Source organism: Wolbachia endosymbiont of Glossina morsitans morsitans (genome assembly GCF_000689175.1).
Taxonomy (GTDB): domain Bacteria; phylum Pseudomonadota; class Alphaproteobacteria; order Rickettsiales; family Anaplasmataceae; genus Wolbachia; species Wolbachia pipientis.
Map to the genome: position 1 here is coordinate 1 of NZ_AWUH01000031.1, position 2,583 is coordinate 2,583.

Genomic DNA, 2,583 nt, shown 5'->3' on the forward strand with positions numbered 1-2,583 from the left:
CGATAAGATATGTGTTTATGGCTATAGCAGGCCAGTAGCATATTACGGTCTGTTCGGATTATTGTAAAAAGAGCTATACCTATATTAATTTTAACGCTCAGCTCTTTCACACTTCTATATTTTCCTTCTTCTAGTTGCCGTTTCCAAACGTGGGCTCTTACCACTGCTTTCAGTAGTGCATTGTTTGTTTTCCCCTCTCGCTCTACTACTGTACATTTGTTTCCTTTCTTCTTCATTGGTATAAATTTTTCCTCTGATTCAGAACTCACCCCTATTCCATCCTCTCTCACCATTAGTCCCTTTATTAACTTTTTCACTACTTCTTTCTGTTTTCCAAAGCTTAAATTTTTCCACTCTTCCGCTTTTTTTCCCCATTTTTCATATAGCTGTTCAGCTTTCTTCATCACTTCTTTTTCTACTTCTCCGGCTACTACTGTTCGGTTTACTGATTCACAATGCTTTCCTCTTAAATGATTATTGCACACGTAATATCGGTACCTTTTATTCTCTTTTTTTGCATACGTCAGCGTCATATTTACATCACAGCTCTTGCACTTTATTATTCCCTTTAGTAGCGCCTCTTCATATCTTGCTTTTCTATATGGTTGATTCCTTATTAACTCTTGTGCTTTTTTCCACTTTTCCTCTTCTATTATCGCTTCATGCTTTCCTTCATAGTCTTTCTCATAATGCCTAATTTTTCCCATATATATTGGATTTGTTATTATTCTTCTCACCGTTGCCTTTTTAAAGATATCTGATTTTCCTTTCGTACGGTACTCTTGGCTATTTATAGCCTTTCTTATAATAGTCCGAATGCGATAAGATATGTATTTATGGCTATAGCAGGCCAGTAGCATATTACGGTCTGTTCGGATTATTGTAAAAAGAGCTATAACTCTCTCGCCAACTCTGCCATTGACTTCAGCTCCAAATATCTTTCAAATATATGCTTTACTGTTTTTGCTTCTTTCTCATTTATTATTAACTCTTTATCTTTTACATCATACCCAAATGGCAAAGTTCCGCCCATCCATAATCCTTGTTCTTTTGATGTTGCTATTTTATTTTTTACACTCTCTACGATCATCTCTCTTTCTAGTTGTGCTGCTCCTGATAATACTGTTTGTACAAATTTTCCCATTGGCGTATTATTGTCAAATATTTGTGTTACTGCTACAAAATTTACTCTATGCCTTCTAAAAAATGATGTTACTTCCATGCTGTCTTTTGTTTCTCTCGGGAGCCTATCTAGCGTATATACTACCACACAATCTACTTCTCCTGCCTTTACATCTTCAAATAATTCCTTTATCGCTGGTCTTTCTAAATTTTTCCCTGAATATCCTCCATCATCGTACCTTTTAGCCAATGCTACCCAGCCTTCTCTGCTCTTTATATATTTTTCACATGCTACTCGCTGGGCATCTAAACTATTAAACTTTTGTTCTAACTCGTCTTCATTTGATTTTCTCGTATATATCCCGCATCTTACCTCTTTTAGCATCCTTTCTCCTCTTCTCTCATTCCAAATAGGAGCGGTCCATTATAACTCATTCCCATTATTTTCCCGGCTACTGCTGATAATGACGTATAAAACTCTTCTTTATAGATTAAACCCTTATCTGTTACCATTATCGCATGCGTCTCTTCCCCTCTTTCTAATATTAGCTCTGTTCCTGCTACCGGATGTTTGTCACTACTTATTCTTTTCCCCTTCTCTAACCGATCTGCCAGATACTCTAGTCTTTTTGTCCCCTTTCTTGAAACTTCTCCATATGCTTTTTCCTGCATTCTATAAGCTAATCTTGGTATCAGATATTTCTTTGAGTATCCAGGCGCTTCTTTCCCAAACACCTTCTTCCATATTCTTCTCAACTCTACCAACGCTTTTTTCTCTAAATTCATTACTTTCTTTTCTATTTCTACACTTTTTTCCATATCTTTTAGCCTCTCACAATTTTTCAAATAACTTTTCAATTCTGTCTATTTCTTTCTTCAATATTTCAGTTACTTCTTTACTGGTTTTCGCATAATCCATCGCTGTCATTCCAAATTTATCCGCTTGCTCTATTTCTCCTCCAGCTTTCACTAAGCTCTGTGGACAAAATTTTAGAGAAGCAATACAAGAGCTATAACAAAATTGAGAAAACCCATAAAAACCTCAGCAGTCTTGTCAAATCGAGAAAAAATGCGCCTAAAGTTATTGATTTTTCCAAAGAATCATTCAATCAAATGACGTTCTTTGTAGATATGCTCATCGTAATACCTTTGTACTTTTCGATTCCGTTTGGGTGGAATAACTACTATACATCCCTTGCTTTCAAGACTTGTAACAAAAGCATTACTATCGTAGCCTTTATCAGCCACTACAGTAGAGTTATAGATATTTTCGGTTAACACTGGTGCCTGAGTAATTTCATTTCTTTGACCAGGAGTCAGAGTAAATTTAAGTGGATTTCCCAGTGCATCAACAAGCACTTGTATTTTATAGCCTTTCTTATAATAGTCCGAATGCGATAAGATATGTGTTTATGGCTATAGCAGGCCAGTAGCATATTACGGTCTGTTCGGATTATTGTA

The 2,583-nt window shown here is 36.0% G+C and carries 2 protein-coding genes and 3 pseudogenes; all 5 read right to left on the reverse strand.

Annotated elements, in window-relative coordinates; genetic code table 11:
• Nucleotides 1-77: 77 nt before the first annotated feature.
• Nucleotides 78-791, reverse strand: a pseudogene (locus tag WGMM_RS00910) (recombinase family protein); the annotation flags it as partial.
• 104 nt (nt 792-895) lie between these two features.
• Nucleotides 896-1,507, reverse strand: a pseudogene (locus tag WGMM_RS00915) (recombinase family protein); the annotation flags it as partial.
• Complete coding sequence (locus WGMM_RS00920; protein ID WP_038248612.1) at nt 1,501-1,941, reverse strand: DUF2924 domain-containing protein; 441 nt, start codon at nt 1,939-1,941, stop codon at nt 1,501-1,503. The gene WGMM_RS00920 and the pseudogene WGMM_RS00915, both read right to left, overlap by 7 nt.
• A 13-nt stretch (nt 1,942-1,954) precedes the next feature.
• Nucleotides 1,955-2,098: pseudogene (locus WGMM_RS06020) on the reverse strand (ankyrin repeat domain-containing protein); the annotation flags it as partial.
• Nucleotides 2,099-2,223: 125 nt separating this feature from the next.
• Nucleotides 2,224-2,526 carry a transposase gene (locus WGMM_RS00930; protein ID WP_081818052.1) on the reverse strand — a complete coding sequence of 101 codons (303 nt, stop codon included), beginning with the start codon at nt 2,524-2,526 and terminating at the stop codon, nt 2,224-2,226.
• Nucleotides 2,527-2,583: the final 57 nt, after the last annotated feature.